Source organism: Arthrobacter sp. sptzw42 (assembly GCF_059089685.1).
Genome location: NZ_JBNHEX010000005.1, coordinates 319,345 through 342,495 on the forward strand (window position 1 = coordinate 319,345; position 23,151 = coordinate 342,495).

Here is a 23,151-nt window from a genome sequence, read left to right on the forward strand (position 1 = left end):
GGGCCCTGCCACAGTCGGTGAGCGGGCTCGTTATCCGTGCCCGGTTCCCAACATTGTCGGTTTGTGCCGCTTATACGGCAGTGGTGCCGGTTTCCCGGCGGTGCCGCCCGTCGTCGTCATCGGTTTCCCGAGTCCGGCGTCCGGCAGCGAGGGCATTAACCCTCGACGGTGATACCCATGGAGCGGGCGGTGCCGGCGATGATTTTCGCTGCGCCCTCGAGGCTGGTGGCGTTGAGGTCTTCCATCTTGGTGGAGGCGATCTCGTTGACCTGGGCCTGGGTCAGCTTGGCAACCTTGACGGTGTGCGGCGTTGCTGAACCCTTGGCGACGCCTGCAGCCTTCTTGATGAGCTCTGCAGCCGGCGGGGTCTTGGTGATGAAGGTGAAGGAGCGGTCCTCGTAGACCGTGATTTCCACGGGGATGACGTTTCCGCGCTGGGCTTCCGTTGCAGCGTTGTACGCCTTGCAGAATTCCATGATGTTGACACCGTGCTGGCCAAGCGCAGGACCGATCGGCGGAGCCGGGTTAGCGGCACCTGCCTGGATCTGCAGCTTGATGAGGCCGGTGACCTTCTTCTTGGGAGCCAATGTAGGGTCCTTCTCTCAATAACGTCCTGGGGCACAGGAGCGTGCCTCAGGTTTTTGGCCGCCATGGCGAGGCAGCCGAGCCGTTCCGGTGCTGCTAAAGCAGGCCGCACCGGAACGAATTCTTGGGTTTGTCAGATCTTGGTGACCTGGTTGAACGCCAGGGTAACGGGCGTTTCGCGCTCGAAGATCGATACCAGCACCACGAGGGTCTGGGATTCGACCTTGATCTCGGAGATCGTGGCGGGAAGGGTCTCGAACGGGCCTTCCTTGACGATGACGGACTCTCCGACCTCAAAGTCGACATCCACGGGAGCCTGGTGCTGCTTGTTGACCGGCTTGCCCTTCTCTGCCTGCTCTTCCTCGAAGACGGGGGCGAGCATGGAGAAAACCTCATCCAGGCGCAGCGGCACGGGATTGTGGGCGTTGCCCACGAAACCGGTGACGCCAGGGGTGTGGCGGACGGCGCCCCAGGAGGCATCCGTCAGGTCCATGCGGACCAGGACGTAACCGGGGATGCGGACGCGGTTGATGACCTTGCGCTGGGCGTTCTTGATCTCAACGACTTCTTCCATGGGCACCTGGATTTCGAAGATGTAATCTTCCATGTCCAGGGTCTGGATGCGGGTCTCAAGGTTGGCCTTCACGCGGTTTTCGTAACCGGCGTAGGAGTGGATGACGTACCAGTCGCCTTCCTGGCGGCGCAGCTTGGCCTTGAACTCCTCGGCGGGATCGACGTCGGCCTTTGCGGCGGCAGCGGCAAGGACGTCGCCGGACTCTTCCCCGGAGCCGGCGTCGTCCGCTTCTGCGTCGTCGTCGTACTCGGCGTCTTCTTCAGACTCGGCGTCGCTGGCTTCGGGCGCGGAGGAATCAACCTCAGACTCGTCACCGGCTTCTGCCGTGATGTCCGCGGACTCTTCCAGCTCAGTCTCGGTTACCTCGAGCTCCTGCTCAGACACTTGGTCTCCTGCTTCCTCATTGCCTAACATGCCTATTTAAATGGCTCAATTCCGCACACCGGTGTTCCCCTCCGGTTTCCCGGATGGAACACACGGCCTGCGGACGGTTCAGCCCTAGCTGTCCGTGGGGACGCTACCGCCGAAGATCCAGCTGACAGCGGTTCCAAAACCGAGGTCCAGCAGGCTGACGATGATCATCATGATGCCGACGAACACCAGCACCACGAGCGTGTAGTTGATCAGTTCCTTGCGGGTGGGTGCAACAACCTTCTTCAGTTCGCCGATGATCTGGCGGATGAAAAGTGCAATGCGGGCGAAGAAGTTTGCCTTGGCGTCCTTCTTAGCTGGGCGGCCCTTGGAGCTGCTGGCAGCTGTTTCGGTCACCTGGTCCTCGCTCATCTTTGCAATGGTGGATTACCCGGCCCTGATCAGAACCATGGTTGCTGCGCTTGCCCCGGATTTTCGCCCGGGGCAGCTTGCGCAGGGCAGACAGGACTCGAACCTGCAACCTGCGGTTTTGGAGACCGCTGCGCTACCAATTGCGCCACTACCCTATGGAGTGATTCCCACGCTCAGACAACGAACCACCTGTTTGCACTGGGGCGCACGTCATCATCTGTGTTTTCAACACCGGTGAACCAGTCTACGCAACAACTTCGCGTTCGTAAAACCAGCCCGCCCCGGCCCTTCCCGCAGGCCGGTGATGACCCCGACTGGCAGGCAGTCACAATCAAAACCGGCAACCCGGAGGGTCCGGTGAACAGCATAGAGTAGATCACGTCGAATCCCACATTCCAGCCTCCGGGCTGCAAGCGAAGAACGGACCTGCCATGTCTGCCGCCCGCGTTTCCCAACGCATTTCCGCTATTGCCGAATCCGCCACCCTTGCCGTTGACGCCAAGGCGAAGGCGCTGAAGGCGGCAGGCCGGCCGGTTATTGGTTTTGGCGCAGGCGAACCCGACTTTCCCACTCCGGACTACATCGTCCAGGCCGCCATTGAAGCGGCAGGCCAGCCCAAGTACCACCGCTACTCCCCCGCAGGCGGGCTGCCCGAGCTGAAAAAGGCCATTGCCGAGAAGACCCTCCGGGACTCCGGCTACGCAGTGGACGCGTCCCAGGTCCTGGTCACCAACGGCGGCAAGCAGGCCGTCTACAACACTTTCGCCACCCTGGTTGACCCGGGCGATGAGGTCATTGTGCCCACCCCTTTCTGGACCACGTACCCTGAGGCGATCCGCCTCGCCGGCGGCGTGCCGGTGGAGGTCTTCGCCGGGCCCGAGCAGGACTACCTGGTAACCGTGGAGCAGCTTGAGGCAGCCCTTACCGACAGGACCAAGATCCTGCTGTTCGTCTCGCCGTCGAACCCCACCGGGTCCGTCTACTCCCCCGGGCAGGTGGCGGCGATCGGCAAGTGGGCCGCGGCCAAGGGCCTCTGGGTTGTCACCGATGAGATTTACGAGCACCTGACCTATGACGGCGTTCCGTTCACCTCCATCGCCACCGCCGCCCCTGACCTGGGCGACAAGGTGGTCATCCTCAACGGCGTGGCCAAGACCTACGCCATGACCGGCTGGCGCGTCGGCTGGATGATCGGCCCGGCAGATGTCATCAAGGCGGCCACCAACCTGCAGTCCCACGCCACGTCCAACGTCTCCAACATCCCCCAGGTGGCTGCCCTTGCCGCCGTTTCCGGGCCGCTGACCGCCGTGGACGAGATGAAGGTTGCGTTTGACCGCCGGCGCAAGGCGATCGTGGCCGGTTTGAACGCGATTGAGGGTGTGGAGTGCCCGGCGCCGAAGGGTGCCTTCTACGTCTACGCGGACGTGCGTGCGCTGCTGGGCAAGGAGTTCCCGACGGCGTCCGGCACCGCCACGCCGCAGACCTCCGCCGAGCTGGCTGCCCTGATCCTGGATGAGGTTGAGGTAGCGGTGGTCCCGGGCGAGGCTTTCGGGCCTTCCGGCTACCTGCGCCTCTCCTACGCCCTCGGTGACGAGGATCTTGCCACCGGCGTGCAGCGCCTGCAGGACTTCCTGGGCAAGGCCCAGTAGGACGCTCTCTCACTTACCGCAGGAAAATCCGGGATGCTCTATCACTTCCTCAAGGGAAGTGATAGAGCATCCCGGTTTAAGGCGCATCAAGTGAGAGGGCGTGCCGGCTTAAGGCGCATCAAGTGAGAGAGCGTTGGGGGAAAACGTGCTTCAGGTGGGAGAGGGTCTCTGGCTAGAGGAGGCGGCGCTCCGCGGCCCACTTGGTCAGTTCGTGCCGGCTGGACAGCTGGAGCTTGCGGAGGACGGCGGAAACGTGGGTTTCCACTGTCTTGATGCTGATGAACAACTCTTTTGCCACTTCCTTGTAGCTGTAGCCGCGCGCGATGAGGCGCATAACCTCCAGTTCCCGGGCCGAGAGCCTGTCCAGTTCATCGTCCGCGATGTCCGCTGGAGCGGTGCCAAAAGCGTCCAGCACGAAGCCTGCAAGCCGTGGCGAGAAGACGGCGTCCCCGCCGGCCACACGGTACACGGCATAGGTGATCTCCGCCCCTGAAATGGTCTTGGTGACGTAGCCACGCGCTCCCGCCCGGATTACCGCCACAACGTCCTCTGCCGCGTCCGAGACGCTTAGGGCAAGGAACCTGGTGGTGGACAGCAAGGCGACTGAGCCGGCGATGACTTCGCGGCCCCCGCCGCCGAGGCCTCCGGGCAGGTGGACGTCCAACAGCACCACGTCCGGGCGTTCCCGGGCGATTACGGCTATTGCCTGCTCCACGGTGGCCGCTTCCCCCACCACCTGAATGCTCGGGTCGAGGTCCGCTTTCAGGCCGGAGCGGAAGATCGCGTGGTCGTCCACTATGACTACCCTGGCGGTCCGGGCAGCTCCGGTACCGGCTTCCTGCGTTGCATTCATGGTTTGCCTTCCGTGCTGTCCTGCGGGGCGGCCGGGTATCCCAGCCGCACCTCCGTGCCTTCATTGGTGCTGGAGATGGTGGCCGTGCCGCCGTGGCGGTTCATCCGGCCGATGATGGATTCCCGGACACCGAGCCGGTCCTCCGGCACGTCCTGCAGCTCGAAGCCCGGGCCCCGGTCCTTGATGAAGACCTCGGCATGGTCAGCGGACGCCTCCAGGTACACCGAGACGGCTCCGCCGCCGTGGCGGGAGGCGTTCAGCATCGCCTCCCGGCTGGCCTGGATCAGTGCCTCATGGCCCTCGGTGACCGCGGCGTCTCCCACGCTGACCACCTCGACGGCGTTGCCCAGCAGGTCTTCCACTTCGGCAGCTGCGGCCTTGATCCGGTCCGACAACTGCCCGGCATCCTTGCCCGGGTCCTCAAACAGCCAGCCCCTCAGCTCCCGCTCCTGGGCACGGGCCAGCCGGACGACGTCGTGCTCATTGGCAGACCGCCGCTGGATAAGTGCCAAAGTCTGCAGCACGGAGTCGTGCAGGTGGGCGGCGATTTCCGCCCGCTCAGTTTCCCGGATCCGGCCGGCGCGCTCCGCTTCCAGGTCGCGCCAGAACTTCAGCGCCCAAGGAAGCAGAACCAGCACCACCCCGCCGAGGACAGCCACGGAGGCGAGCAGCGCCAGCCACGTCTGCTCCCAGGATCCCGATCCCGACACCATCACCAGAACGCCCGCAACCACCAGGGCCAGGCCCGCAGCGAGCCGTGCCCAGCCGCCGGCCTGGTCCGCCTTCGTCTTGTCCACCAGCCCCGCCCGCCGGGTCTCGTCCAGCTGCATCCACGCGATGGACGCCCCACCCAGAACTGCCGCCGCCGGAATCAGCGTGCCCAGCGGAACGTCCACGCCCAGGAGCTGGGCCACCAGGATGCCTGCAACCAGGAGCAACCCGACGCCGAGCAGGATCTCCTTGCCATACCGCATGTCACGGAACCTGAACCAGGGCGCGGCAACCTCGGAAGCATGTCCTCCAGCGTGCCCCGCTGCGCTGCCACGGGCATCAGGACCGACGGCTGTTGAGCCGCTGCCGCCGTCGGGTACTCCGGGCGGCACCGCGCCAAATCCACCAGGTGCGGCTCCGGTCCCGGCGGGCGCCGCCGTCCGGGGAACGGCAGCCTGCGCCCGCTCAGGACTTACGGCCGGGGCAATCGGCGACGCCGGACGGCGCGCCTGGCGCCTTGCGCTTTCATCCGCGGTGGGCACCATGATCCACAGCCAGGCGTAGAAGACGACGCCGGCGCCACCGGCCAGTGAAGCCAGGAGCATCACCACCCGCACGTTCCGGACCGGCCAGCCCAGATGGACGGCAAGGCCGGAGCACACACCCGCCAGAAAGCGGTCGCTGCGGCGGACCAGCGGGGGGCGGACGGGGACGGTTGTCATGGATCAATCCAAGCACGGATCAGGGTTTCCCGGACCGCGTTCGGGCCGGAACCGGGGGCCACTCAGGGCCTGTTCAGGGTGTCCCCCAGTAGAGCCAAACCACCGCGGGCGGAAGGATCGAGGTATGAACTCGCAAACCCCCACCCCAGATGACGGCCAGCCTACGGAGCCCCTCCCCCGGCGGGAAAATGACCAGACCACGGAGCCCCTGCTGCCGCCCGCTTCCCCAACGGCGCCGGACCAGAATTCGGCGCAGGACCCCTCCCGGGAATCCACGCAGGGCTACCCGGCGCAGGACACCGCCGGCGGGACCAACGCCGGGCCCTCGGCCGGATCCTACTCCAATCAAAGCGGCCCCCACCAGACCGGCAGCTACGCCTACGCCGGTATGCCCGGCCAGCAGACTGACTTCTTCGGCTGGGTCCGCAGCCACGGAATCATGCGCGGCCAGGACCGCTGGATCGGCGGTGTTTCCAGCGGCATTTCCCAGCGGATGGGCATTGACCCGCTGATCGTCCGCGGCGTCTTCATCGTCCTCACCCTCTTCGCCGGCATCGGTGTGCTAATCTACGGCCTGGCATGGGCCTTCCTGCCCGAGCCCGATGGCCGGATCCATGTCCAGGAAGCCGGTTCCGGCCGTTGGACCAGCGGCATGACCGGTTCCCTGATCGCCACCATCCTCGGCTTCGGCGGACTGGGCGGCGGCTTCTGGGGCTGGGGCGACCACGGCTTCGGAGCCTTCCTCTGGACCGTTTTCTGGGTTGGCGGCGCCATCTACCTGATCTACTACCTGGCCCAGCGAAACAAGGCAGCGGTTGGGACATCGGCAGGCGCAACCTACCCCGGTTCCACGCCCTACTCCGGGACCAACGCCTACTCCGCAGCAACCTCTGCAGGGACTACGCCCCCTTACTCAGACGTAGCAGGCACAGGTCCTTTCACCGGCAGCCCTTACGGTGGAACCGGGTCCGGCAGTGGATGGAACAACGGAGGCACCGGCGGCACGCGGCAGCCGCAGGGCAACCCGCCGGCACCCCGCGTACGTCCGGCAGGACCGGGTGCCCCCGCCGTCGCAATCGCCGCAGGCAGCGCCCTGATCGTGGGTGCGGGACTCAAGGCGCTGGATGTCACCAACGTCATCGACCTGGGCGACTCCACCAACGCCATCGCCTGGGCCAGCGCAGCTGCGGTCCTGGGCCTCGGGATCCTCATCCTGGGCCTGCGCGGAAGGACGTCCGGCATCCTCTCGTTCTTCGCGGTGGCGGCCCTGATCATCGGCGGGATCTTTAACGTGGTGGGCAACAACGGCGACCGGGTCCGGTTCCAGCAGGTTGACTGGACGCCCACCAGCATCGAACAGGCCTCCGAAGGGCTGAACATCACGGCAGGACGCGGCACGGTTGACCTTACCGAGCTGGCCCTGGCGACCCCGCTCCAGTCCGAAGTCCTGGTCCCGCTGGACTTCACGGCCAGCAACGTCACGGTGGTCATTCCCGACACCGTGCCCGTGGACATCAGGGCCGACATGACGCTCGGCAACCTCACCGAAGGCGGAAGCCAGCGCGGCGGAACCACCACACGGGAAAGCAGCTACAACACCGACAAGCCCGGCAGCCACCTGGTGATCCAGATCGACGGCACCGTCAGCAACGTCATCATCAAGGAAGGTAACTGACATGAGCAGCCAAACTCCGGACCCATACGCTCCGGGAAGCACGACGGCGGCAGGCATTGAGTCTGCCCCTCCTTCGGGAGCGCGGGTGGGAACCGTGGTGTGGGGCCTGATAGTCCTGGCCCTCGCCGCCCTGATCATCATCGCGCAGCTGGGCATCATCACCCTCAACGGGACCTACGTCCTGATCGGGCTGATGATCGGCGCCGGCGCGGCCCTGGTGATTGGCGGGCTCCTCTCCGCACGTAAACATGACAACAGTCCTGCAACACGGAAGTCTTGAGCCATGGAAAAGTTCTTCAGCATCGTCAGGGGCCTTGGCCTGAAACGCGGACCGGAGCGCTGGCTGGGAGGAGTGCTGGGAGGCGTCGCGGCAAAGTTCAACGTGGATGTGGCCTATGTCCGGATCGCCTTCCTGCTCTTCTGCCTGCTCCCCGGCCCGGCTGTCATCTTCTACCTCCTGGCCTGGGTGGTCCTGCCGGACCAGCGCAACGTTATCCCGCTTCAGACGTTCCTTGACCGGCGGTCCATCAACCGCCGCTGAGACTGCGGGCACAAAGGCCCCCGCCCCTTTTGGGAAGCGGGGGCCTTCGTGCTGGGGCACACAACTGGCCATCGCGAGGGTGAAGGGCCTTATGTAACCGGTTTGTGTCGTACCCCACACCCCCCACTAGACTCTATGTGAGCTCAGCGTGGCGCTCTGCCTGTACACCTTCTCCCAGGATTTGAGCCAGAGACATGAAAATTGGAATTCTCACCAGCGGTGGCGACTGCCCCGGACTGAACGCCGTGATCCGCGGAGCCGTCCTCAAAGGCATCGCCATCCACGGTCACGAATTCGTCGGTTTCCTCGACGGCTGGCGCGGTGTGGTCGAGGGCGACATTATCGATATCCCCCGCACCATGGTCCGCGGTATTGCCAAGCAGGGCGGCACCATCCTGGGCACCTCACGCACCAACCCGTTCGAAAACGGCGGCGGACCCGAGGTCATCAAAGCCCACATGGACCGGCTGGGCATCGACGCGATCATCGCGATCGGCGGTGAGGGAACCCTGGCCGCTGCCAAGCGCCTCACCGACGCCGGCCTGAAAATCGTCGGTGTTCCCAAGACCGTGGACAACGACCTCGACGCCACCGACTACACCTTCGGTTTCGATACCGCCGTCCAGATCGCCACTGAAGCGATTGACAGGCTCCGGACCACCGGCGAGTCCCACCACCGCTGCATGATCGCTGAAGTGATGGGCCGGCACGTGGGCTGGATCGCCCTCCATGCCGGCATGGCCGCCGGCGCCCACGCCATTCTCATTCCTGAGCAGAAAGTCAGCATCGAGCAGATCACCGAATGGGTCAAGGAAGCCCACGCCCGCGGCCGCGCTCCCCTGGTGGTGGTGGCCGAGGGGTTCGTTCCCGCGCACATGGAAACCCCGCACTCCGAACGCGGCCTGGACACATTTGGGCGGCCCCGCCTTGGTGGCATCGCAGACCAGCTCGCCCCGGAACTTGAAGCCCGGACCGGCATCGAAACCCGCGCCACCATCCTCGGACACATCCAGCGCGGCGGCGTACCGTCGGCCTTCGACCGTGTCCTGGCCACCCGGCTGGGCATGGCCGCCATCGACTCCGTGGTGGAAGGCTACTGGGGGACCATGGTGGCGCTGAAGGGAACGGACATCGAGCACGTCGGGTTCCAGGAAGCCCTGGGCCAACTCAAGACCGTTCCTCAAAGGCGCTACGACGAAGCCGCCGTCCTCTTCGGCTAAGGCGTTTCCCCCAGCCACGGTGTCCTGTCCGATCGGACTCCCTGCCCGGCCTAGGCTGGGAGTATGACACTTGACCCCGGTTCTGCCGCCATCATCCAGCTTGCCTGGGCCCGGCGCCTGGGACTCGACGACGACGCTTTCGGAACTGCCCTGACGTCCGGGGAACGGATTGTCCGGGCTGACGAATCGGTGAAGACCGTGGAGTTTGTACGGCTCTTTGGCAGTTCGGCACTCGTTGGTCCGCAGTGGGTCATTGACGCCGCTGCGGGCATCCCGGATGAGGAGATGGCCCAGCACGTCACACTCCTGACGCTGACCCGGTCCCATGGTGGCCACGGCCTGGGTGCCGCCGCGCTGTTCTTTGCGGACGACCTTCCCCTGAAGCAGCCTTCTGACGAGATGACCGTTTCGCACGGAAACCCGGAGGCGATCGAACTGGAGGGCCGCTGCCCGCCGGACGACGTCAACGAGGTTGGCCTTTCGGACCTGGAAAACCGCTACACGATCGTCCGGGATATTAACGGGCGCCGTGTACCCCTTGCCTGTGGCGCCTACTCCGAGTGGGTGGGCCTGCTGGCCCACCTGGGTGTGCTGGTGGATCCGGAATGGCGGCGCCGCGGGCTGGGTTCACTCGCCGCGTCCATCGCGGCCCACGAGGCACTGTCCGCCGGGCTGACGCTGCAGTGGCGGACAGATGTCAGCAACACCGGCTCCCTGGCGCTGGCCCGGAAGCTCGGCCTCTCAGCCGGCGGAATCCAGACCAGCGTCCACCTTGGCTGACGGGGCAGACCCGCCGCCGCCCCAACCCTGAACCGGCTGGGGTTTGGCAAAGAACAGTGCCACGACCGCCCCGGCCAGAACCACACCGGCGGGCAGCAGGATGGACTGGGCCATCGCCGTCGAGAATCCGCTGTGGAGCGCCTCCGGCAAGCCGCCGGACAAGGCCATGCCCTCCCCCGCAGCCGCGCCGGGCAAGCCGGATTGAAGCTCGGCTGCCAGCCGGGACTGGATCAGCACCGCGATGGCTGCGCTGCCCAGGACGGCCCCGAACTGCCGGGTGGTGTTGTAAACCCCGGACCCTGCACCGGCCTGCCGAGGCGGAAGGTTGCGCGTGGCGGTGGTGCTCAGGGGCGCCCAGATTCCCGCGTTGGCAAAGCCCAGGACGGCACTGGGCAGCAGGAACATCAGGATAGGGGTGTCCGGCTGCATCAGGACTGCGTTCCATGCCAGGGCCACCGCCATCAGGGTCAGCCCGCCGGCAGCCAGGTACTTGGGGTTCACCCGGTCCACTATCTTCCCGATCACCGGTGCCAGCCCGCCTGAAATCAGCGCCATCGGCACCATGAGGAGGGCGGACTGGGTTGGGGTCAGGCCGCGGACCATCTGGTAGTAGAAAATCAGCGGCAGGCCGAAGGAGGTCACCGTGAAGCCCACCATGGTGATGCCAATGTTGGCGAGGGAGAAGTTCCGGTCCCGGAACAGCCCCAGCGGCAGGAGCGGCTCGCCCTTGTTGTAGCGCTGCCACACCACGAACACCGTCAGCACGGCAAGCCCGGCGATGATGAGTCCCCACACACTCACCGGCCCAATGATGGTGCCCCAGTTGTAGGTTTCGCCTTCCTGGATGCCGAACACCAGGAGGAAGAGTCCGACGGCGCTGAGCACCACGCCGGGGATGTCGAACCGGTGGGGGTGGGTACTGAGGGCCGGGACGTTCCGCCAGGCGAGGACGAAACCTGCGATGCCCACCGGCACGTTGATGAAGAAGATCCATTCCCAGCCCAGGGCGTCCACCAGGACGCCGCCGAGGATGGGGCCGACAAGGGTTGCGACGCCGGCGGTGGCTCCCCAGATGGCCATGGCGGCGCCCCGCCGGTCCCGCGGGAAGATCCGCGTGATCACGGCCATGGTCTGCGGCGTCATGATGGCTGCGCCGAGGCCCTGGAGCACCCGCGCGGCGATCAGGGTTTGCACGTCACCGGACAGCCCGCACCACAACGAGGACAGGGTGAATACCACCAAACCCAGGAGGTAAAGCTTTTTGGGCCCGAACCTGTCACCGAGCCTGCCGGTTATCAGCAGCGGGACGGCGTAGGCGAGGAGGTAGGCACTGGTCACCCAGATGACCGAGTTGATGTCCGCGCCGAGCCCCTCCATGATCCGGGGGTTGGCCACGGACACGATGGTGCTGTCGATCAGGATCATAAAAAACCCGATCACCAGGGACCAAAGGGCCGGCCACGGCCTTGCTACGTTTTCCACTGGGTCATCCTTCGGGTCGGTGGTTGACGGCCGGGCAGGACCCGGTGGTGCTAGCCCAGGAGATCCAGGATGTCCTGGCGCGCAAACATCTGGGCTGCGGCGCGGGCAGAGGGGGACCCGGCGTCCGGATCGGCGCCGGCCTCCAGCAGGACCCGGGCAACGTCGGTGTAGCCCTTGAACGCCGCTCCGGCCAGCGGCGTCTGGCCGCGGTCGTTGGCGGTGTCGGCTTCCGCGCCGTGTTTCAGGATGAGCTGAACGGTCTCTGCGTGGCCGTGGTAGGCGGCCAGCATCAGGAGGGAATCACCTGCGGCATTTGTGAGGGTGGCCGGGGCACCGGCATCAAGGTAGGCGCGCAGCAGCGCGGAATCGCCCTCCCTGGCGGCCTGGAAAAGCGTGTGCGCCAAAGCCAGCGCCTCGTCGTCGTGTCCTCCCTGGGCGGCCGAAGAATCGGACGGCACTGGTGTGGTTCCGGCGTCTTGTGTCATTAGCGTGGCCCCTTGAGGAATCCGGTCTGGCGCCCCACTACCTGGCCGGCGTCGGGGGCAACGATGAGCTCCTGGGCAGCAGGGTAAGGCTCCTCGCCGTCCAGGACCGTCAGTATCTCATCCGCTCCAACAGAACGCTTTATGACTGCCAGGGCAACGGGCCCCATCTCGTAGTGCTGGGCCACCGACGTGACCGTTCCTACTTTCCGCTCCCCTGCCAGCACTGGGCTTCCGGCCTGCGGCAGGGTGTGCTGGGAACCGTCCAGCTGCAGGAACACGAGCCGGCGCGGCGGGTGCCCCAGATTGTGTACGCGCGCGATGGTTTCCTGGCCTTTGTAGCAGCCCTTGGCCAGGTGCACGGCGGTACGGAGCAGGTCCAGCTCATGCGGGATGGTTTTGTCGTCCGTTTCAGCGCCTATCCGGGGGCGCCACGCCGCCAACCGCAGCGCTTCCGCCGCCAGCACGCCGGCCAGCGGGCGTCCATCGACGGTTTTCTCGAGGTCCGCGGCCGGCACCAGGTACTCAAACCACGGGCGCTCCAGCCCCGGATGGCTCGCCGGGGGGACTGTTGCATAGGAGTAGCCGCCCGGCGCGACATTGGGCCAGGGGTCCTGCCACACCAGCAGTTCGGACCATTCCGGCACTGCCCTGGTGCTGCCCACTACCGCCCACTCGGCAGAAACGTCAGCAATTTCCACCCGCAGCATGAACTTCATCCGGTTCAGGAACTCCGCCAGGGGTGCTGCTTCGGCGGCCTCAACAAGCAGCCAGGTGGTGGCGCCGTCGTCAATCACCCGGGCGTCGAAGTCGATCCTGCCCTGGACGCTCAGGAGCAGCAGTTCGCTGGACTCCCCCGGCTGGAGGCTGGTCACCTGCTGGGAGGACAGCGTGTTGAGCCAGCTCAGCCTGTCCGGACCGGTGACCGTCACCACGCCGCGGTGGGACAGGTCGACGACGGCGGTACCGGCAGCGAGTGCGCGCTGCTCACGCAGCGGCTCACCGTAGTGGGATGCGACGCCGGCGTCCGCGCCGGTTGCCTCAACGGCTCCAGGGCGCGACAACAGGGGGCTGGGAGTAGTCATATGTAGTAGAAGTCCTCGAGGGTCGGCGGTATTCCGGATATTCAGAATCGATCCGGTGTCCACGGTCCTCTTACCTGGGGACCGGGATGGTCAGGAGACTTTTTTGAGGAAGGCGGAAGCGTGGGCTTCAAGCCCCTTGCCTTCCTTGCCGCCGACGGCCACGTCCCACCGCCAGAGCAGGTTCCCGTCCACCAGGCCGAAAATGCGCGTTGCGGCGCTGTAGTCCTTGGAGTGGCTTCCGCGCATCACCATGTCGGTGGTGAGCTGGATTTGCGGTCCTTTGATCTGCCCGTAGTACAGCTCTGAAATTCCACCGGGATGCGAGATGGACACAGAGATGTCGAAGCCGCCCTCGCTGTTGCGGAGGGCTTCCACCTCGTCGGCACTCTTCAACGCCGGAACGATGTCCGCCGGGATCAGGCCCGGACCGCCGTCGGCATCGAGTTGCTTGCGCTCCAGCGCCCAGAAGCCGGTTTCGACGGTCAGTGGCCGCAGGCGCGTGCCGTCGTCGTCCGTCAGCCAGCTCTCCGCACGGTACTGAAGATAAGGCAGCCCGTTATGGGTGAAGGACACGTGCTGCAGGAAGTGTTCCGAGTCCTCGTCCCCGGTGCCCAGCCGGCCACGGCCCTCCCACTCACCAATGAGCCAGGAAAGGGGGACAAGTTCTGGGGTCAGGTCTGTCGGAATTTCAATCGGCACAGCAAATACCTCGGGAAACTGCTAGCTCCGGAAAGGGACTACTTCTGGCCTTTGAACAGGCGGTAGACCACAAAGCCGGCAAACCAGGCCATGGACAGGCTGGCGATGCCGAGCAGGACAAGAAAGAAGATTTCAAAAGCAAGTACGGACATGATGCCATCCTAACGCGTTAGTAGATTAGTAGTTTGTCTATGAAGTAGGCCAGGGAACCCACCGCCGAGACGGGCGCAAGCCCTATGCTAAGGGCAGCCGGAACATCAAGGGGTGCGCCGCGAAGCGTCACGAGCCGGCGGAAGCTGACCAGGACCGCGCCCACCACCACACCAAAAATAGCCGCCGGCAGGATCGCTATGTCGGAAAGGACCAGTCCTGCCAATGGACCGGCAAGGCCGGCCAGGACTATTCCCAGGGGCGCAATGATTCTGTCCGGCCACCTGATCAAACAGGCCAACAGGGCCACGGTGGCGCTGATGGCCGCCACCAGCAGCATCTCCTTTACCCCGTTGAACCGTGCGCCCGCGATCCAGCCCGCGCCGAGGCAGGCCAGCAGCACTCCCACGGAGCAGCCAAGCGTCGACTCCAACCGCTGCGCCTGCCCTGTACCGCGGATGAGCTGCACGACGAATACGGCCATGATCCCCAAGGCAATAAACGGCGGCGTCCAGTCCAGGTAGCCGGGAGCGGGCGAGTAGGCGGCGGCGAGCGCAGATCCGGATCCGGCCAGGGCAATCACTGCCGCGAGCGTCTTCTTGGCAGGTATCCGGAGGAAGTGGGGCCAGCCGACGCCCACGGCAGCCGCACTGACTACAGCGACAGTAACGAGGGCCTCGCGGGAGGTGTAAACGCCGGCAATGATTGCAGCGAGCCCGGCAATACCTGCTACACCGATGGTCCAGGAGCCCAGGGAGCGCGGCGGCGCCTGCAGTTCCGCCGTCATACTGATCCCGGCCCGGGCTTGATCTGTGCACTCACTGCGCTGCATCCCATCCTGCGTTGACCTTGGAAGGCGGTCCGCCTCCGGTGGCAGGGCATCGGGCCCTGCCACAATCCTGCCTTATGTGAACGGCTTATGTCGCAAAACGCTGCCTGATCCGGGCCGGACCAGTGCCAGCTTCGGGGCCGCCGGGTATACTCGGGACCTCAGCTAAGTTCCCTGCTGAAGTGGCCGGACCGCTGCCTTGGCAGAGTCCCAAACAGGGGCAGGGAGCCAGTACCGGCCGGCGAAAATCCGGTTTAGTCGCTCAATGATGCGCGGACGGCCCTTGGAGGAACAATGTCGCACATCCTGTTATTGACGAACAGCACCGGATCCTCGGTGGACATCCTGCCTGCCTTGGAATTGCTGAACCACCGGGTCCACATCCTCCCCGCCGAACCCACCGCCCTGCTGGAGACGGACCCCTGCGACATTGTGCTGCTGGACGCCCGCAAGGACCTGGTGGGCGCGCGTTCCCTCACCCAGCTCCTCAAAGCCACCGGCCTGAGCGCCCCGCTGGTGCTGATTCTTACCGAAGGCGGAATGGCTGCTGTTTCCTCTGCCTGGGCTGTGGATGACATTGTGCTGGAATCTGCCGGCCCCGCCGAGGTGGAGGCCCGCATCCGGCTGTCCGTGGCCCGGGCCATCCCGGAGCAGGAGGACACGCCGTCCGAAATCCGGGCTGCCGGCGTCGTGATCGATGAGGCAAGCTACACCGCCCGCGTCAACGGGGCACCCCTGAACCTGACGTTCAAGGAATTCGAGCTCCTGAAGTACCTCGCGCAGCACCCGGGCCGCGTGTTCACCCGGCAGCAGCTGCTCACCGAAGTATGGGGCTACGACTACTACGGCGGCACCCGCACGGTGGACGTCCACGTCCGGCGCCTGCGCGCCAAGCTCGGCGCCGACCACGAAAACCTCATCAGCACTGTCCGCAACGTCGGCTACCGGCTCACCCTGGTGCGGCAGCAGGAAGACGAGCTGACGGAAGCCTGAGCCAGCCGTTTGCCGTCCGCCTCCGCTGATCCCGTATAGCCTTGCCTCATGACTCCAGCACACCCTGAGAAGTGGCCCGTCCATGTTGTAAAAGGCGGTGTTGACCGGCAGCTGCTGAAGGACTGCGGCGATCTGCTGGCTGCGGCGGAAGAGTCGGACGGCAATCCCTCCATCTCAGAGCAGACCCTGATCAGCATGCGGGCCGGTGATTCCGCTGAACACCAGGTCCTCACCCTGGCCCTCTACGCCCCGGACGAGGACTCCGATCCCGCCTCCGGACAGGACCTTGCAGGGCTCGCCGCCGTAGTTGAAGAACCGGATGGCAGCGGCGTGGTGGAAATCGCCGTCCATCCCAATTACCGCAACCAGGGCGTCGCCGACCGTCTTGTGGGCGCCCTTCAGGACCGGCGCGGGCTCCAGGGACTGAAAGCCTGGTCCCACGGAAACCACGAGGCAGCCGCGGACCTCGCCGCACGCTACGGCTTCGTGCCCGTGCGCGAGCTCTGGAAGATGCGGATGACGACGGCGGCGGCGGACCTTCCCGCCGTCGTCCTTCCGGAGGGTGTCACCATCCGGGCGTTTGTGCCCGGCCAGGATGAGGACGCCTGGCTGGCTGCAAACCGTGCCGCGTTCGCCCACCACCCCGAGCAGGGCAGCCTCACCCGCGCCGACCTTGACGCCCGGATGGCCGAGGAATGGTTTGACCCCGCCGGTTTCCTCCTGGCTGTGAACGGGGACGGCAGGCTGCTCGGATACCACTGGACCAAGGTGCATCCGGGCCACGGCTCCCACCCCCCGATCGGTGAAATCTACGTGGTGGGCGTTACCCCGGAAGCCCAGGGTTCGGGCCTGGGCAAGGCCCTCACGGTGGCCGGCATTGGCTACCTCCAAAACCTGGGGCTGCACGCCGTCATGCTGTACGTCGACGCCGACAACGCTCCCGCAGTCTCCCTGTACCGGCGGCTGGGTTTCACCCGCTGGGACATGGATGTGATGTACGGTCCGGCAGCGGGCCAGCCCAATCCCTAACGCAAGGGCCCTGCGCCGCCAAACCTAGGGTTCCTGCCTGCTGATTGCTTGTATGGTTGAAACAGAACCGCGCAGGCCGGATACGGCCGCATTGAAGCGCCAGGTAAAGGAGATGCCATGAACCCGGAACCTTCCGGAGCAGCCACGTCCCAAGAGGTTCCCATCCCCGTGCGCGCCCGATTCGGCTCCTCGGAGGTTCCGGCGTCGCGGGCCACGCAGGACCGGATCGACATCCCCGATTTCGCGCCCAACCTGGAACCGGAGGGCGATATCCGGCCGGACCGCTTCCTGGACCGGGAACTGAGCTGGCTCAGCTTCAACTCCCGTGTCCTTGAACTGGCCGAAGATGCCTCCCTGCACCTGCTGGAAAGGGTTGGCTTCCTTTCCATCTTTGCGTCCAACCTGGACGAGTTCTTTATGGTCCGCGTCGCAGGCCTGAAGCGGCGCATCGCCACCGGCCTTGCCGTCCCCTCCCCGGCGGGCCTGAGCCCGGTGGAGGTGCTGGAAAAAATCGGTGAGGAAGCCCACCGGCTCCAGCAGCGCCACGCGCAGGTCTTCGCGGAACAGATCCGTCCGGCCCTGGCCTACGAGCACATCCACCTGATGCACTGGGACGAACTCGACGACGCGGCCAAGCAGCAGCTCAGCCAGATGTTTGCCGAAAAGGTCTTCCCCATCCTGACGCCTTTGGCGGTGGACCCGGCACACCCCTTCCCCTATATTTCGGGCCTGTCGCTGAACCTGGCCGTCGTGGTCAGGAACCCTGTCAGCGACAAGGAACTGTTCGCCCGCGTCAAGGTCCCGGACCAGCTGCCCCGGCTGATCTCCATCGACGGACCGCGCGCCGGTGCGGTGGCGGGCCGGGTGGCGCGCTTCATCGCCCTTGAGGAAGTCATCGCAGTCCACCTGGACAAGCTGTTCGCCGGAATGGAGGTCCTTGAGCACCATACGTTCCGGGTCACCAGGAACGAGGACGTGGAGGTTGAAGAGGACGACGCCGAGAACCTCCTGCAGGCGCTCGAAAAGGAACTGCTTCGCCGCCGGTTCGGCCCGCCGGTCCGGCTCGAGGTCACCAACGACATCAACCCCAACATCCGGGCACTGCTGATCCGTGAACTGGGCGTTGAGGAGTCCGAGGTCTACTCGGTCCCGGCCCCGCTGGACCTTCGGGGCCTTTCGGTCATCGCGGGCATCGACCGGGCGGACCTGCACTACCCCAAGCACGTTCCGCATACCTCCCGGTACCTGAACGAGTCCGAGACGTCCAAGGCGGCCAACGTCTTCGCGGCGATGCGCCGCCGGGACATCCTGCTCCACCACCCCTACGACTCGTTCTCCACTTCCGTGCAGGCCTTCTTGGAGCAGGCGGCGGCAGACCCCAAGGTCCAGGCCATCAAGCAGACCCTGTACCGCACCTCAGGTGACTCCCCCATTGTGGATGCCCTTATTGATGCCGCCGAGGCCGGCAAGCAGGTCCTGGCCCTGGTGGAAATCAAGGCCAGGTTTGATGAGCAGGCAAACATCTCCTGGGCCCGCAAGCTTGAGCAGGCCGGCGTGCACGTGGTGTACGGCATCGTGGGCCTTAAAACACACTGCAAGTTGTCACTGGTGGTGCGCCAGGAAGTGGACGGGCTGCGGCGGTACTGCCACATCGGCACGGGCAACTACCACCCCCGCACCGCCCGCTACTACGAGGACCTGGGCCTCCTCACGGCCAACGACCAGGTGGGCGAGGACCTTTCCAAGCTCTTCAACCAACTCTCCGGTTATGCGCCCAAGTCAACCTTCAAACGGCTTCTGGTCGCTCCGCGCTCGGTGCGTTCCGGGCTGATTGACCGGATCGAAACCGAGATCCGGAACGCCCGCGCCGGCCTCCCCGCCCGCGTCCAGATCAAGGTCAACTCCATGGTGGACGAGGCCATCATCGATTCCCTGTACCGCGCATCCCAGGCCGGGGTGAAGGTGGATGTCATTGTCCGCGGCATCTGCTCGCTGCGCCCGGGCGTGCCCGGACTCAGCGACAACATCACGGTCCGTTCCGTCCTGGGCAGGTTCCTGGAGCACTCCCGTGTGTTCGCGTTCGCAAACGGCGGGAACCCGGTGGTGTACATCGGCTCAGCAGATATGATGCACCGCAACCTGGACCGCCGGGTGGAGGCCCTGGTCCAGTTGAGCGCCTTTGATGACATCAACTACGTGCAGGACCTGTTGCGCCGCTATATGGCTCCGGAAACTGCAAGCTGGCACCTGGACAACGAAGGGAACTGGTCCCGACACCACCTCGCCGATGACGGCAGGCCGCTGGAGGACGTCCAGTCCTTCCTGCTGGCGTCACGGCCGCGGCAGCGCAGCCTGAGCCGACGGTAAGGGCTGCAGTTTTGTCGAGCGACGCACTCGTAGCAGACCAGACAGACCACCCCGGTGAACCGGTAGCCGTCACGGCTGCCGGGGCACTGCCGTGGCGCCTCAACAAGGACACGCTTGAGGTACTGCTGATCCACCGCCCCCGTTATGACGACTGGTCCTGGCCGAAAGGCAAGATCGACGACGGCGAGACCATCCCCGAATGCGCCATCCGGGAAGTGTTCGAGGAGGTTGGGCTTCCCGCCGCCCTGGGCATACCGCTGCCGCCGATCCACTACCACGTGGCCAGCGGGCTGAAGGTGGTCCATTACTGGGCTGTCAAGGTCAACGGTGACAGGCTGGTCCCGGACGGCAAAGAGGTGGACAGCGTGATGTGGTGCACCCCGGAAAAGGCCGCCCGGCTGCTGTCCAACCCCTCCGACGTCGAGCCCTTGGATTACCTGCGGGATGCCCACGAGCGGGGGGAGCTGAACACCTGGCCCCTGCTGGTGGTCCGCCACGCAAAGGCAAAGCCGCGCTCGTCCTGGAGCAAGGCCGAAGGCGAGCGGCCGCTCGCTGCCACCGGGATGCGCCAGGCCCAGGCTGTGGGCCGGCTGCTCCAGGCGTGGAAGCCGCCACGGGTGGTCACCAGCCCGTGGCTGCGCTGCGTCGCGACCGTTGCGCCGTATGCGAAGGCAACCGGCGCCAAGGTCAAACTGGCGGAAGCGCTTACCGAACACCGGCACGAGCGGAGCCCCAAGAAGACAGCGGCAGTCATCGAGGCCCTTCTCGAGAGGCAGCGCGCCGTAGCGGTCTGCACCCACCGTCCGGCGCTGCCCACTGTGTTCGGGCAATTGGCAAAACACATGCCCGCGCACCTTGCCGCCCTCCTGCCCGCTGAGGAACCCTACCTGTCCCCCGGCGAACTGGTGGTGTGCCATGTGGCCCTCGGAGCAAACCGGATTGTTGCCGTGGAGCAGTTCAAGCCCTTCGACGACTGAGCCGTTGGGCCCCGCGGTGATCGAGCAAAGTAGACTTGGGCCGTGAGCATCCCAACGCCTTATGAAGACCTCCTGCGCGATGTCCTGGCTTCCGGCACGCACAAATCGGACCGCACCGGGACAGGAACCACCAGCGTTTTCGGGCGCCAATTGCGCTTTGACCTGGGTAAGAGCTTCCCGCTGATCACCACCAAGCGGGTGCACTTCAAGTCAGTCGCGGTGGAACTCCTGTGGTTCCTGCGTGGTGAGACGAACGTGAAGTGGATGCAGGACCAGGGCGTCACCATCTGGAACGAGTGGGCTGACGCCGACGGCGAGCTGGGGCCGGTCTACGGCGTCCAGTGGCGCAGTTGGCCCACCCCGGACGGCGGGCACATCGACCAGATTGCCGAGCTGGTGGAGAACCTCCGGTCCAACCCGGATTCCCGCCGCCACATCGTGTCCGCGTGGAATGTTTCCGAACTGCACGACATGGCCCTGCCTCCGTGCCATGCGTTCTTCCAGTTCTACGTTGCGGACGGCAAGCTGTCCTGCCAGCTTTACCAGCGCTCCGCGGACATGTTCCTGGGTGTGCCGTTCAACATCGCCTCCTATGCACTGCTCACCTGCATGGTGGCCCAGCAGGTGGGGCTCGAACCCGGCGAGTTCGTCTGGACCGGCGGCGACGTCCACATCTACGAGAACCACATGGACCAGGTCCTCAAGCAGCTGGAGCGGGAGCCGTACGAGTACCCGCAGCTGAAGATCACCCGGAAACCGGCGTCGATCTTCGACTACACGCTGGAGGACTTCGAAGTGGTGGGTTACAAGCATCACCCCACGATTAAGGCACCGATCGCCGTATGAGCACCGAGAACTTCACGGACCCGCAGTCCTTTACGGAGGAACTGGCCGCATCGGTGACCGGCGTGGGCCTGGTGTGGGCGCAGACCTCTGACGGCGTCATCGGCAAGGACGGGGACATGCCCTGGCACCTGCCTGAGGACCTCAAGCACTTCAACCGGCTCACGAGGGGCCACCCGGTGGTGATGGGCCGCAAAACCTGGTTGTCCTTTCCGGAAAAGTACCGGCCCCTGCCCGGGCGGACCAACATCGTGATCACCCGGCAGGAAAACTGGGCGGACACGCCCGAGGCGGAGGGCGCCGTCGTGGTCCCTTCCCTTGATGACGCCCTGCTGGAGTCCCAGTTCGTCGACGGAGGCGAAACCGTGTGGATCTTGGGCGGCGGAGAGATATTCCGTCAGTCCACGGAGCTTGCCAACGTTGCGGTGGTCACCACCATCGACGTCGATGCCGACGGCGACACGTTCGCTCCGGAACTGGGCACCAGTTGGGAAGCGGCGGCCTCTGTTCCCCCGGACGGCTGGCTGACGGGCGTCAACGGGACACGCTACCGCTTTACTAAATGGTCGAGGACTGAGGGTTAGGCATGTTGAAGAAACCGGAAACCCTATTTGTGCTGGGCTACATGCTGCTCCCCCTTCTGGCGCTGCTGTCCGCCATCGTGGGGTTCACCATGATCCTGGGCGGCAACAAGATCGCCGGCGCGATCGTGCTGGTGGTGGTGACGCAGGTGTTCGCCTTCGGGGCGTTCTACGCGCTCCGCGCCAGGAAAGCCGCCGTGCTCGAGGAGTCCAAGCGGAGCTAGCCGAACGCGGCCAAGGCGCATGGGCAGGTAATGCGGACTGATCCCGGGCCGCGTGCCGGCGTCGCCACGTGTGCCAGCCGGGGAGTGACGTAACCGACTGCGCCGTGCCGGTACCGGCGACTAAACTGGACGGATGACTACAGCAGCTACCCCTTCCGTCGGCCTGGTCGGATGGCGCGGCATGGTCGGTTCCGTCCTCATGCAGCGCATGCAGGACGAGGGCGACTTTGCCAACATCAACCCGGTGTTCTTCTCCACGTCCAATGCGGGAGGAGCCGCCCCCTCCTTCGCTGAAGGCGCCGGCAAGCTCGAGAACGCATTCGATGTGGACACCCTGGCGAAGCTGCCCATTATCGTCACCGCCCAGGGCGGCGACTACACCAAGCAGGTCCACGGCGAACTGCGCGCCCGCGGCTGGGACGGCCTTTGGATCGACGCCGCCTCCACCCTGCGCATGAACGACGACTCGATCATCGTGCTGGACCCCATCAACCGCGACGTCATTGACAAGGGCCTGGTCAACGGCACCAAGGACTTCATCGGCGGCAACTGCACCGTCTCCTGCATGCTCATGGGCCTCGGCGGCCTGTTCAAGAACGGCCTGGTCGAGTGGGGCACCTCCATGACCTACCAGGCAGCCTCCGGGGGCGGTGCCCGGCACATGCGCGAACTCCTGAGCCAGTTCGGCACGCTCAACGCCGAGGTCAGCACGGAACTGCAGGATCCGGCGTCGGCCATCCTGGACATCGACCGCAAAGTCCTGGCCCACCAGCGCACCGGCATCGACGCCACCCAGTTCGGCGTGCCGCTGGCCGGCTCGCTGATTCCCTGGATCGACGCCGACCTGGGCAACGGACAGTCCAAGGAAGAGTGGAAGGCCGGGGTTGAGACCAACAAGATCCTGGGCACCTCCGAGGAAAACCGCGTCATCATGGATGGCCTTTGCGTCCGGATCGGTGCCATGCGCTCCCACTCCCAGGCCCTCACCCTCAAGCTCCGCGAGGACCTGCCGGTCGCCGAGATTGAAAAGCTCCTGGCCGAGGACAACGAGTGGGCCAAAGTGGTTCCCAACACCAAGGAAGCTTCAATGGCGGAGCTCACCCCAGTGGCAGCTTCCGGCACCCTGGACATCCCTGTGGGCCGCATCCGCAAGATGGAGATGGGCCCGAACTACATCAGCGCCTTCACCGTTGGCGACCAGCTCCTGTGGGGCGCCGCCGAGCCTTTGCGCCGCATGCTCAACATCGCCACTGGGAACCTGTAAGCCCCCAGTTTGCTGCACTGGCGGGGCCGCCCCCTTTTTGTAGGGCAGCTTTT

At 65.3% G+C, this 23,151-nt stretch carries 24 protein-coding genes and 1 tRNA gene; 14 read left to right on the plus strand and 11 right to left on the minus strand.

The features are described from left to right. Positions 1-155: 155 nt before the first annotated feature. The 4 genes from rplK to AC5RT4_RS09285 form a co-directional block, all read right to left on the minus strand. On the minus strand, positions 156-587 hold the full coding sequence (rplK, locus tag AC5RT4_RS09270; RefSeq protein ID WP_003803853.1) for a 50S ribosomal protein L11: 432 nt from the start codon (positions 585-587) through the stop codon (positions 156-158). Between the two features lie 131 nt (positions 588-718). Then, positions 719-1,543: a transcription termination/antitermination protein NusG gene (gene nusG, locus AC5RT4_RS09275; protein WP_494041972.1), complete on the minus strand. Its 825-nt coding sequence runs from the start codon at positions 1,541-1,543 to the stop codon at positions 719-721. A 114-nt stretch (positions 1,544-1,657) separates the two neighbouring features. Further along, positions 1,658-1,942 (minus strand): preprotein translocase subunit SecE, encoded by a 285-nt coding sequence (gene secE / locus AC5RT4_RS09280; protein WP_104042553.1) that lies wholly within the window; start codon positions 1,940-1,942, stop codon positions 1,658-1,660. Between the two features lie 82 nt (positions 1,943-2,024). Further along, positions 2,025-2,097, minus strand: a tRNA-Trp gene (locus tag AC5RT4_RS09285). A gap of 276 nt (positions 2,098-2,373) precedes the next feature. Between AC5RT4_RS09285 and AC5RT4_RS09290 the strand changes: the two genes are divergently transcribed. Continuing rightward, the gene (locus tag AC5RT4_RS09290) at positions 2,374-3,591 is read left to right on the plus strand and encodes a pyridoxal phosphate-dependent aminotransferase (protein ID WP_494105531.1); all 1,218 of its coding nucleotides are present in this window, start codon (positions 2,374-2,376) and stop codon (positions 3,589-3,591) included. Positions 3,592-3,763: 172 nt separating this feature from the next. Here the strand turns inward: AC5RT4_RS09290 and AC5RT4_RS09295 are convergent, their stop codons facing one another. Together AC5RT4_RS09295 and AC5RT4_RS09300 are read right to left on the minus strand one after the other, a co-directional pair. Beyond that, positions 3,764-4,444: a LuxR C-terminal-related transcriptional regulator gene (locus AC5RT4_RS09295; protein ID WP_494105532.1), complete on the minus strand. Its 681-nt coding sequence runs from the start codon at positions 4,442-4,444 to the stop codon at positions 3,764-3,766. Further along, on the minus strand, positions 4,441-5,877 hold the full coding sequence (locus tag AC5RT4_RS09300; RefSeq protein WP_494105533.1) for an ATP-binding protein: 1,437 nt from the start codon (positions 5,875-5,877) through the stop codon (positions 4,441-4,443). Before AC5RT4_RS09300 ends, AC5RT4_RS09295 begins: the two co-directional genes overlap by 4 nt. A 124-nt stretch (positions 5,878-6,001) precedes the next feature. Between AC5RT4_RS09300 and AC5RT4_RS09305 the strand changes: the two genes are divergently transcribed. From AC5RT4_RS09305 to AC5RT4_RS09325, 5 genes are all read left to right on the plus strand, one after another. After that, positions 6,002-7,552 (plus strand): PspC domain-containing protein, encoded by a 1,551-nt coding sequence (locus AC5RT4_RS09305; RefSeq protein ID WP_494105534.1) that lies wholly within the window; start codon positions 6,002-6,004, stop codon positions 7,550-7,552. Position 7,553: 1 nt separating this feature from the next. Continuing rightward, on the plus strand, positions 7,554-7,832 hold the full coding sequence (locus tag AC5RT4_RS09310) for a hypothetical protein (RefSeq protein WP_494105535.1): 279 nt from the start codon (positions 7,554-7,556) through the stop codon (positions 7,830-7,832). Between the two features lie 3 nt (positions 7,833-7,835). After that, positions 7,836-8,093 (plus strand): PspC domain-containing protein, encoded by a 258-nt coding sequence (locus tag AC5RT4_RS09315; RefSeq protein WP_494105536.1) that lies wholly within the window; start codon positions 7,836-7,838, stop codon positions 8,091-8,093. Positions 8,094-8,287: 194 nt separating this feature from the next. Beyond that, a complete protein-coding gene (locus AC5RT4_RS09320) occupies positions 8,288-9,313 on the plus strand; it encodes an ATP-dependent 6-phosphofructokinase (protein WP_494041979.1) in 1,026 nt (341 codons plus the stop codon). A 63-nt stretch (positions 9,314-9,376) separates the two neighbouring features. Continuing rightward, positions 9,377-10,093: a GNAT family N-acetyltransferase gene (locus AC5RT4_RS09325; protein ID WP_494105537.1), complete on the plus strand. Its 717-nt coding sequence runs from the start codon at positions 9,377-9,379 to the stop codon at positions 10,091-10,093. On the opposite strand, the gene AC5RT4_RS09330 is transcribed toward AC5RT4_RS09325, so the two are convergent. The 5 genes from AC5RT4_RS09330 to AC5RT4_RS09350 all read right to left on the minus strand — a co-directional run bounded on the left by AC5RT4_RS09330 (position 10,055) and on the right by AC5RT4_RS09350 (position 14,778). Beyond that, positions 10,055-11,575, minus strand: coding sequence for a DHA2 family efflux MFS transporter permease subunit (locus AC5RT4_RS09330; RefSeq protein ID WP_494105538.1), 1,521 nt, complete (start codon positions 11,573-11,575; stop codon positions 10,055-10,057). The genes AC5RT4_RS09325 and AC5RT4_RS09330 overlap by 39 nt on opposite strands. Positions 11,576-11,625: 50 nt before the next feature. Then, complete coding sequence (locus tag AC5RT4_RS09335) at positions 11,626-12,060, minus strand: ankyrin repeat domain-containing protein (protein ID WP_494105539.1); 435 nt, start codon at positions 12,058-12,060, stop codon at positions 11,626-11,628. After that, positions 12,060-13,142: a CAF17-like 4Fe-4S cluster assembly/insertion protein YgfZ gene (gene ygfZ / locus AC5RT4_RS09340; protein WP_494105540.1), complete on the minus strand. Its 1,083-nt coding sequence runs from the start codon at positions 13,140-13,142 to the stop codon at positions 12,060-12,062. Before ygfZ ends, AC5RT4_RS09335 begins: the two co-directional genes overlap by 1 nt. 90 nt (positions 13,143-13,232) lie before the next feature. Beyond that, positions 13,233-13,841: a nitrobindin family protein gene (locus AC5RT4_RS09345; RefSeq protein ID WP_461172091.1), complete on the minus strand. Its 609-nt coding sequence runs from the start codon at positions 13,839-13,841 to the stop codon at positions 13,233-13,235. A gap of 169 nt (positions 13,842-14,010) precedes the next feature. Beyond that, positions 14,011-14,778 carry a permease gene (locus AC5RT4_RS09350; RefSeq protein WP_494105541.1) on the minus strand — a complete coding sequence of 256 codons (768 nt, stop codon included), beginning with the start codon at positions 14,776-14,778 and terminating at the stop codon, positions 14,011-14,013. Between the two features lie 336 nt (positions 14,779-15,114). Here AC5RT4_RS09350 and AC5RT4_RS09355 point away from each other — a divergent pair, with 336 nt between their 5' ends. From AC5RT4_RS09355 to asd, 8 genes are all read left to right on the plus strand, one after another. Beyond that, positions 15,115-15,813 carry a winged helix-turn-helix transcriptional regulator gene (locus tag AC5RT4_RS09355; RefSeq protein WP_494041984.1) on the plus strand — a complete coding sequence of 233 codons (699 nt, stop codon included), beginning with the start codon at positions 15,115-15,117 and terminating at the stop codon, positions 15,811-15,813. Between the two features lie 48 nt (positions 15,814-15,861). Then, the gene (gene mshD / locus AC5RT4_RS09360; RefSeq protein WP_494105542.1) at positions 15,862-16,842 is read left to right on the plus strand and encodes a mycothiol synthase; all 981 of its coding nucleotides are present in this window, start codon (positions 15,862-15,864) and stop codon (positions 16,840-16,842) included. Between the two features lie 117 nt (positions 16,843-16,959). After that, the gene (locus AC5RT4_RS09365; RefSeq protein ID WP_494041986.1) at positions 16,960-19,209 is read left to right on the plus strand and encodes an RNA degradosome polyphosphate kinase; all 2,250 of its coding nucleotides are present in this window, start codon (positions 16,960-16,962) and stop codon (positions 19,207-19,209) included. Positions 19,210-19,220: 11 nt separating this feature from the next. Then, entirely contained in the window at positions 19,221-20,186 is a 966-nt protein-coding gene (locus AC5RT4_RS09370; protein ID WP_494105543.1) for an NUDIX hydrolase, read from the plus strand. A 42-nt stretch (positions 20,187-20,228) separates the two neighbouring features. Further along, on the plus strand, positions 20,229-21,032 hold the full coding sequence (locus AC5RT4_RS09375; protein ID WP_494105544.1) for a thymidylate synthase: 804 nt from the start codon (positions 20,229-20,231) through the stop codon (positions 21,030-21,032). Next, the gene (locus AC5RT4_RS09380) at positions 21,029-21,613 is read left to right on the plus strand and encodes a dihydrofolate reductase (protein WP_494105545.1); all 585 of its coding nucleotides are present in this window, start codon (positions 21,029-21,031) and stop codon (positions 21,611-21,613) included. The genes AC5RT4_RS09375 and AC5RT4_RS09380 overlap by 4 nt, the downstream gene beginning before the upstream one ends. Positions 21,614-21,615: 2 nt before the next feature. Further along, entirely contained in the window at positions 21,616-21,834 is a 219-nt protein-coding gene (locus AC5RT4_RS09385; protein ID WP_494041990.1) for an NF038396 family protein, read from the plus strand. A 133-nt stretch (positions 21,835-21,967) separates the two neighbouring features. Further along, positions 21,968-23,098, plus strand: a complete 1,131-nt coding sequence (gene asd / locus AC5RT4_RS09390; RefSeq protein WP_494041991.1) for an aspartate-semialdehyde dehydrogenase — start codon at positions 21,968-21,970, stop codon at positions 23,096-23,098. Positions 23,099-23,151: the final 53 nt, after the last annotated feature.

Excerpts from the sequence above, each read along its gene's own strand:
- AC5RT4_RS09335 (WP_494105539.1), bottom strand. The coding sequence starts at position 12,060 with ATGACACAAGACGCCGGAACCACACCAGTGCCGTCCGATTCTTCGGCC.
- ygfZ (WP_494105540.1), bottom strand. The coding sequence starts at position 13,142 with ATGACTACTCCCAGCCCCCTGTTGTCGCGCCCTGGAGCCGTTGAGGCA.
- mshD (WP_494105542.1), top strand. The coding sequence starts at position 15,862 with ATGACTCCAGCACACCCTGAGAAGTGGCCCGTCCATGTTGTAAAAGGC.
- AC5RT4_RS09365 (WP_494041986.1), top strand. The coding sequence starts at position 16,960 with ATGAACCCGGAACCTTCCGGAGCAGCCACGTCCCAAGAGGTTCCCATC.
- asd (WP_494041991.1), top strand. The coding sequence starts at position 21,968 with ATGACTACAGCAGCTACCCCTTCCGTCGGCCTGGTCGGATGGCGCGGC.
- AC5RT4_RS09290 (WP_494105531.1), top strand. The coding sequence starts at position 2,374 with ATGTCTGCCGCCCGCGTTTCCCAACGCATTTCCGCTATTGCCGAATCC.
- AC5RT4_RS09325 (WP_494105537.1), top strand. The coding sequence starts at position 9,377 with ATGACACTTGACCCCGGTTCTGCCGCCATCATCCAGCTTGCCTGGGCC.
- secE (WP_104042553.1), bottom strand. The coding sequence starts at position 1,942 with ATGAGCGAGGACCAGGTGACCGAAACAGCTGCCAGCAGCTCCAAGGGC.
- AC5RT4_RS09295 (WP_494105532.1), bottom strand. The coding sequence starts at position 4,444 with ATGAATGCAACGCAGGAAGCCGGTACCGGAGCTGCCCGGACCGCCAGG.
- AC5RT4_RS09305 (WP_494105534.1), top strand. The coding sequence starts at position 6,002 with ATGAACTCGCAAACCCCCACCCCAGATGACGGCCAGCCTACGGAGCCC.
- AC5RT4_RS09300 (WP_494105533.1), bottom strand. The coding sequence starts at position 5,877 with ATGACAACCGTCCCCGTCCGCCCCCCGCTGGTCCGCCGCAGCGACCGC.
- AC5RT4_RS09355 (WP_494041984.1), top strand. The coding sequence starts at position 15,115 with ATGTCGCACATCCTGTTATTGACGAACAGCACCGGATCCTCGGTGGAC.
- AC5RT4_RS09385 (WP_494041990.1), top strand. The coding sequence starts at position 21,616 with ATGTTGAAGAAACCGGAAACCCTATTTGTGCTGGGCTACATGCTGCTC.
- AC5RT4_RS09315 (WP_494105536.1), top strand. The coding sequence starts at position 7,836 with ATGGAAAAGTTCTTCAGCATCGTCAGGGGCCTTGGCCTGAAACGCGGA.
- AC5RT4_RS09380 (WP_494105545.1), top strand. The coding sequence starts at position 21,029 with ATGAGCACCGAGAACTTCACGGACCCGCAGTCCTTTACGGAGGAACTG.
- AC5RT4_RS09310 (WP_494105535.1), top strand. The coding sequence starts at position 7,554 with ATGAGCAGCCAAACTCCGGACCCATACGCTCCGGGAAGCACGACGGCG.
- AC5RT4_RS09350 (WP_494105541.1), bottom strand. The coding sequence starts at position 14,778 with ATGACGGCGGAACTGCAGGCGCCGCCGCGCTCCCTGGGCTCCTGGACC.
- AC5RT4_RS09320 (WP_494041979.1), top strand. The coding sequence starts at position 8,288 with ATGAAAATTGGAATTCTCACCAGCGGTGGCGACTGCCCCGGACTGAAC.